The organism is Nonomuraea rhizosphaerae (genome assembly GCF_019396405.1).
GTDB lineage: Bacteria > Actinomycetota > Actinomycetes > Streptosporangiales > Streptosporangiaceae > Nonomuraea > Nonomuraea rhizosphaerae.
The window spans coordinates 1-6,781 of the sequence record NZ_JAHKRL010000430.1 but is presented as its reverse complement, the minus strand read 5'-3'; the positions used below and the strand labels follow the sequence as shown (position 1 = coordinate 6,781).

4 protein-coding genes and 1 pseudogene are annotated in these 6,781 nt (G+C 74.3%); 1 reads left to right on the top strand and 4 read right to left on the bottom strand.

Features of this window, described 5'->3' with window-relative positions:
- Positions 1-1,085 (bottom strand): AfsR/SARP family transcriptional regulator (locus tag KME77_RS22140; protein ID WP_219470792.1); only part of this gene is annotated, 1,085 nt, incomplete at its 3' end.
- Between the two features lie 72 nt (positions 1,086-1,157).
- Between KME77_RS22140 and KME77_RS22135 the strand changes: the two genes are divergently transcribed.
- The gene (locus KME77_RS22135; protein ID WP_219470789.1) at positions 1,158-2,441 is read left to right on the top strand and encodes a M14 family zinc carboxypeptidase; all 1,284 of its coding nucleotides are present in this window, start codon (positions 1,158-1,160) and stop codon (positions 2,439-2,441) included.
- A 271-nt stretch (positions 2,442-2,712) separates the two neighbouring features.
- Here KME77_RS22135 and KME77_RS22130 read toward each other — a convergent pair whose 3' ends face one another.
- The 3 genes and pseudogenes from KME77_RS22130 to KME77_RS22120 all read right to left on the bottom strand — a co-directional run.
- Positions 2,713-3,729 carry an NAD-dependent epimerase/dehydratase family protein gene (locus KME77_RS22130; RefSeq protein ID WP_219470787.1) on the bottom strand — a complete coding sequence of 339 codons (1,017 nt, stop codon included), beginning with the start codon at positions 3,727-3,729 and terminating at the stop codon, positions 2,713-2,715.
- Positions 3,730-3,738: 9 nt separating this feature from the next.
- Positions 3,739-6,048: a SulP family inorganic anion transporter gene (locus tag KME77_RS22125; protein WP_219470786.1), complete on the bottom strand. Its 2,310-nt coding sequence runs from the start codon at positions 6,046-6,048 to the stop codon at positions 3,739-3,741.
- 98 nt (positions 6,049-6,146) lie between these two features.
- Positions 6,147-6,781, bottom strand: a pseudogene (locus KME77_RS22120) (hypothetical protein); the annotation flags it as partial.

Sequence of the window (6,781 nt, the reverse complement as noted above, 5' to 3'; positions counted from 1 at the left end):
ACCGTCCTGGTCAGCAGGGCGGGCTCGGCCAGCGGGCCGAGGTCGGCGAGCCACACGCCGTGCGGGAACGACGCCCCACCGGCCGCTCCCGCCGCCGAGGGGACCGGCAAGGCCGCCGATGCCGCCGGTGATGCCGCCGGTGATGCCGCGGCTGCCGCGGCTGCGCGCAGGGCCAGCCGGGTCTTGCCCACCCCGCCCACCCCCGTGAGCGTGACCAGCCGGGCCGTGCCCAGCAGCCGCCGCAGCTCGGCGAGCTGGCGCTCGCGCCCCACGAACGTCGTCACCTCCGCGGGCAGGTTCCCGGTGGGAAGGGGGCCGCGGTCGTAGCCTCCGGCGGAGGCGAGCGCGGGATCGGCGGTCAGCAGCCGGTGGTGCAGCGTGCGCAGCTCCTGGCCGGGATCGACGCCGAGCTCGGCCGCCAGCAGCCCGGTGACGGTCCGGTAGCACTCCAGGCTCTCGCCGCGCCGGTCCGCGCGGTGGAGCGCGAGCATCCGCTGCGCCCAGAACCGCTCCCGCAGCGGGTGGGCGGCCGTCAGCGCGGCCAGCTCGCCGAGCACGTCGGCGTGCCCGCCCAGCGCCAGGTCGTGCTCGATCCGCAGGCGCAGCGCCTCCAGGCGGCGCTCCTCCAGGGCGGGCACGACGTCGCGGCGCAGCACGTCGGAAGGGACGTCCGACAGGGCCCGGCCGCGCCACAGCCGCAGCGCCTCGGCCAGCAGGTCGCGGGCGCGCACCAGGGCGTCGGCGGTGGCGGCCGTCCCGGCACGGCGTACGAGCAGGTCGAAGCGGTGCAGGTCGAGCGCGCCGTCGGCCAGCTCGATCAGGTAGCCGTGCGGCCGGGTGAGGACGAGGCCCGCGCCGAGCAGGCGGCGCACGCGCAGCACGTAGTTCTGCAACGTGTTGCGGGCCCCGTCGGGCGGGCGCTCACCCCACAGCCGCTCCGTCAGCGTCTCGAACGGCACGACCTGGTTGGCGTCGACGAGCAGGGACGCGAGCAGAACCCGGAGCTTGGCCGCCGGAACGGCCCGGGGGACACCGTCGAACAGCACCTCGAACGTGCCAAGGATCTTGAACTCCACGTCCGGCATTGCTCAAGGTAATCACAGGGCAACGTTAAGTGCAGTCGTGACGGCGTGGCAGCCGCTTGAGAAGCTGCCCCCATGCGCGTGATTCCGACCATCGACGACATGACCGCGTTGTTAGGGGAGCTGTGCGAGCGGTTCCCGACGATCTGCAGGAAGCGCCTGATCGGCGTATCACGGCGGGGCGAGCCGCTGGAGCTCGTCTCCATCGGGGACGGGCAGGAGCACGCCCTGGTGTTCGGCGGCCCCCACGCCAACGAGCCGGCCGGCTTCCTGACCGTGCTGCGCCTGGCCGAGAGGCTGTGCGCGGACGCCGCGGAGAGGCAGGGGTTCACCTGGCACTTCATCGCGTGCGTCGATCCCGACGGCGCCCGGCTGAACGAGGGCTGGTACGCCGGCCCGTACACGGTCAGCCACTACCACCGCCACTTCTACCGCCCGTCCATGAGGCACCAGCCGGAGTGGACGTTCCCCGCCAGGGGGTTCGACCGGCCGCTGCCGGAGACGCTGGCGCTGATGGGGGTGATCGACGAGTTGCGGCCGGCGTTCATGTTCTCGCTGCACCACGCCGACTTCGGCGGGGCGTACTTCCAGCTCACCCGCGACGTGCCGGGGCTGGCGGCCGAGCTGGGCGCGATCGCCGCCGCCCGGGGCGTGCCGCTGGACCTGGGGCCCATCGACACGGTCGGCTACGAGGTGGCCGGGCCGGGCGTCACGCTGCTGCCGCACGCCGAGCACGTCTACTTCGTCGAGACCGGCGGGGACGCGCGCACGCGGCGCACGCACGGCGCTTCGAGCTGGCACTACGCCGACCGGTACGGGACGTTCACGCTGATCGCCGAGGTGCCCCTGTGGACCACCCCGGGCTGTGACGACCCGTCGGGGTCCGGGTTCTCCTTCGGGCACCTGGCCAAGACGGCCGCGGTACGGCTGCGCGAGGAGATCGAGCCGCTGGCCCGGCTGCGCGCCGGCATCCGCGCCCGGTGCGCGGCCGACACCCCCTTCCACGCGGCCGTGGACGACACGCTCACCGTCGCCCAGCTCCTGATCGACACCCTGGAGCAGGCCGTCGGGTGGGAGGACGCCGCCAGGACCGTCTCGGTGTCGGAGGCGGGAGGCGTCAACGACACCGTGCGGCGGCTGCCGCTGCGGGCCACCGCCATGTTCGTCCGCCTGCTGGCGGCCGAGGCCGCGGCGGGCAACCGGCTGCCCGCCCTGGAGAGCGTGCGGGAGCGGCTGCGGCGGCTCTGCGCGGAGGCGGAGGCGGAGGTGGTGCGGCCGGCCGACCCGCTGGGCACGATAGCCGCCATCCAGACGCGCGCCGCCCTGGCCACCGCCCGCCACCTGCGCGAACAAGCCTGACGAGCAGGTCTGGCGGGCAGGTCTGACGAGCCCGTCTGGCGGGCAGGTCCGACGGGCGGGGCGCCGGCGAGGGGCGGAGGTGCCGATGCCTCCGCCCCTCCGGCCCCTGGGAGTCAGGACCGGTTGTGTCGCGCTAGGTCAGGGTGGGGGACCAAGGAACGACCCGGCGCGACACAACCGACGCTAATCGCCGCCCGCCGCCCGGTCTGCGCAGGAATACTCACAACAGCCCACCGGCCCACCAGGGTCCACCGGCCTCCGTCCCGCCGTCTCAGCGGTCGCGGGCCGCCCAGGCGGCCAGCACCGCGGCCTCCTTCTCGGGCGCGATGCCGTGCGTCGCCTTCGCCCCGTACGAGCGCTCCTGCTCGGGTATGTCGCGCAGCCAGCGCCACGTGTCCCGCACGGTCTCCGCGACCGGCCGTGACCGCAGCCCCGCCGCCTCGGCCTTGGCCGTGGGCACGGCCCAGAAGTTCGCGGTGACCTCCGCGTCCGTCCCGCCCCACAGCGGGAGCTCCACCCACGTGCCCACCTCGTGGTCCACCAGGAACTGGCTGTCCACCCAGACGAGCTCCGCGTCCGAGCCGGTCGCCTCCTTGCACAGTTCCAGCCACTCGCCGTACGTGGTGTTCCCGGCCGGGCCGGTGACCGCGAACCGGTCGGCCACCCCGCGCTCGGCCTGGTCCAGGGTGAACGTGGCGATGTCGCGGGCGTCCACGAGCTGCATCGGCGTGGCCGGGTCGCCGGGGGCCAGGACCTGGCCGCCCCGCGAGATCCGGCTGAGCCACCAGGGCAGCCTGCCGACGTTCTCGTGGGGGCCGAGGATCAGGCCGGGCTGGATGATCAGCGCGCTGCCGCCGAACTCCTGCTCCACGGCCCGCTCACAGCCCGCCTTGAGCACGCCGTAGTCACCGTCGCCGGGCCCGGCGTCCGGCGGGCACTCCCACAGGCCGGACTCGTCCGTCACGGGCTTGGCGGGGAAGCCGTCGATGGCGGAGACGGAGGAGATGAAGGCGTACGTCCCGGCGTGCCCGGTCAGCGCCCGCGCCGCCGCGCCGACGACGCGCGGCACGTAGCCGGACGGGTCGACGACCACGTCCCACGTCTGGCCGTCCACCAGTCGCGCGAGGTCCGCGGCGTCCTCGCGGTCGCCCCTGATGGCCTCCACGCCGTGGAGGTCCGGCCCGCTCTGCCCTCTGTTGAACGTTGTGACCTGGTGCCCACGGGCCAGCGCCGCCTCCACGGCGGCCCGGCCCAGGAACCTCGTCCCGCCGATGACCAGTACTCTCATGGGGACAGGCTAGGTCGTCACCGGCACGCCCGACGGCAGGGCCGGCAGCATGTGCACCCTCGCCGAGCCGATGTCGAAGTAGAGCCCGACCAGCTCCAGCCGCCCGGCGCGCACCTGCTCGTCCACCTTGCGGTGGGTGCGCAGGTTCTCCAGCTGCTGCTGCACGTTGACCCGGCACAGCCGGTCCAGCGCCCTGCCGTCCAGCGGCCCGTCCGCCGTCTCGATGAACGTCGCCAGGCTGTGGTAGCCGTGCCGCAGCCAGCGCCGCAGGCCGGGCATGCTGCCCGCCTTGACGCCGCCGCTGAGCAGGCCGCCCATCGCGCCGCAGCCCGAGTGCCCGCACACCGTGATCGTGTGCACGCCCAGGACCTGCGTCGCGTACTCGATGGCGGCCAGGACCGAGTCGTCGTGCGGCTCGGTCCCCCTGCGGGGCACCAGGTTGCCGATGTTGCGCACCGTGAACAGGTCGCCGGGGCCGCTCGCGGTGATCAGGCTCGGGATCACCCGCGAGTCGGCGCAGGTGATGAACAGGTGCGTGGGCTGCTGCTTGCGGGCCAGCTCGGTGAAGATCGGCCGGACGAGGGGGGCCGTGCGCCGGTGGTACTCGCGCGCGCCGACCGCCAGCTGGCACTCCGCCCCGGCCGGCCGAGGCGGGACCTGCTGGGCGGAAGCCTGGGGAGGAGAGGGCTGGGGGACAGGGCTCTGAGGGGCAGGGCTCTGAGGGGCCGGGCTCTCCGAGAGGAGGGACTCAGGGGCCAGGTCGTCGCGGACCGGGCGGCGACGGCGGTAGGCCCACGGCAGCCACCACCGGTCCTCGCCGCGCGGCGGCGTCTTGGCCCGGGAGAAGCGGGACCCGCCCGCCGCCATCGTGTACCACTCGTCGTGCAGCTCGTCGATGTCCACGCTGCCGCCGAGCCGCTCGTGGTCCTGCCGCCAGGAGTGGATCGCCTCGAAGGCGGCGTTGTCCATGAAGTCGATGTTCAGGTCGAGGTCCACGGCCGCGCCGGTCGGGATGGAGCGCAGCTCGTGGGTGAGCCGGGGCACGCCCAGGAACGTCAGCGAGCCGGAGATCGTCGCGTGGAAGCGCCCGTCCTGCTCCACCCGCGTCCCGACGGTGACCCAGGTCAGCCGCCGCAGCGCCAGCAGCGCGGCCAGCGCCAGCCCGGCCACCACGCCCTCGGCCAGCCCCAGCACGAGCACGCCCGCCATCGTCACCAGGTAGACCGGCACCTCGCCGTGGCCGTGCACCTTCCTGACATGGCCGAGGTTGATCATCTGCACGCCGATGAACACCAGCAGCGCGGCCAGCGCCTCCATCGGGATCAGCTTGATCGTCCAGCCGAACCCGAGCGCGAACACCACCACCCACACCCCGTGCAGGACCGCCGACATCCGGGTGCGCGCGCCCGCCTGCGCGTTCGCCGTGCTGCGCACGATCACGCCCGCCACCGGCAGCCCGCCGAGCGCTCCGGTGACCATGTTCGCCACGCCCTGCCCGGTCAGCTCCTGGTCCAGGTCGGCGCGCCGGCCGTCGTGCATGCCGTCGACGGCCACCGAGCACAGCAGCGACTCCGTCCCGGCCAGCAGCGCCACCAGCAGCACCGACAGCACGATCCGGTGCCAGTCGCCGTGCGGCAGGACGGGGAAGGCCCACTCGGTGACGATGTCCGACAGGTCGACGCGGGTGACCTCCCAGTCGAACGCCCACGCGGTCACCCCGGCCACCAGCAGCGCGGCCAGCGGCGCCGGCACGGCCCTGACCCGCCTGGGCAGGCGCATCCACAGCGCCAGCACCGCGATCGTGAGCAGGCCCACCGCCACCGTGTGGCCCTGCATCGCGGCGAGCTGCGCGGGCAGCTCGACGATGTTGGCCAGGGCCGAGCGCTGCGGCTCGCCGCCCAGCACCACGTGCAGCTGGGAGAGCGCGATGACCACGCCGACGCCCGCGAGCATGCCGTGGATGACCGCCGGCGACACCGCGAGCGCCGCCCTGGCCGCCCTGAACACCCCGAGCAGGAGCTGCACCAGCCCGGCCAGCAGCGTGATCATGCAGGTGGCGCGCCAGCCGTACGTCTGCACGATGTCCACGACGACCAGGGACAGGCCGGCGGCCGGGCCGCTCACCTGTACGGCGGAGCCGCCGAGCGCGCCCGCCACGATGCCGCCCACCATGGCGGCTATCAGTCCGGCGGCGAAGGGGGCGCCCGAGGCCATCGCGATGCCCAGCGAGAGGGGCACCGCGATGAGGAAGACCACGAGCGAGGCAGGCACGTCGTACCTGAGCGTGCTCAGCACGCGACTCTGGGTGTCGCCGATCATGCGGCAAACCCTATTGCCCCGCGGGGCGGGGCCTTAGGGGTCGGCAACGGGTTTTACGCAACCATGAGTGGCCGCCAGGGGCGGCCCTCACGGGTGGCTCAGCGGTAGTAGTCGGGGAAGTCCTGCTCGGGCGTGGAACGCCGGTGCCCGCCCGTCCTGGAGCCCGTGTCGGGCGTGCCGCCGCCGTATCCGGGCCAGGCGTTGCCGCCCCCCGGAGGCGCCGGCCAGGCGGCCCCGATCTGGTCCGGGGGCAGGGTGGTGATGTCGCCGGTCTCGTACGCGCCGAAGCTCGCCGCGACACCCGGCGGCAGGGTCGTGATGTCGCCCGTCTCGTACGCGCCGAAGCCCCCGGGCTGCGGTGCCGGGGCCGACAGCACGTCGTCGTAGGCCGACACCTTGCGGGCCGGCACCGTGGGCGTGCCCGCGGCCGGCGAGGGGCCGGTCAGCGGGTCGGAGTCGTCGGCCACGGCCCAGCCGGCGCGCACCTCGTACGAGGCCGGGTAGCCGTTGCGCGGAGGAGCGGGAGCCGGGGCGGGCTGCGGGTCGAACGCGGGCCACGAACCGCTCGTGGGAGCGGCCGGAGCCGGGTCGTCGAGGATGTCGTGCTGCTGCATGGCGGGCCACGAGCCCGACGCCGTCGGCACGATCTGCGGGTTGGTCCAGGTGGCCTCGAGCGGGTCGGTGTTGGCGCCGAAGGCCGGGAACGCGCCGGACGCCGGGCTGCCCGGACGCT

Excerpts from the sequence above, each read along its gene's own strand:
- KME77_RS22135 (WP_219470789.1), top strand. The coding sequence starts at position 1,158 with ATGCGCGTGATTCCGACCATCGACGACATGACCGCGTTGTTAGGGGAG.
- KME77_RS22130 (WP_219470787.1), bottom strand. The coding sequence starts at position 3,729 with ATGAGAGTACTGGTCATCGGCGGGACGAGGTTCCTGGGCCGGGCCGCC.
- KME77_RS22125 (WP_219470786.1), bottom strand. The coding sequence starts at position 6,048 with ATGATCGGCGACACCCAGAGTCGCGTGCTGAGCACGCTCAGGTACGAC.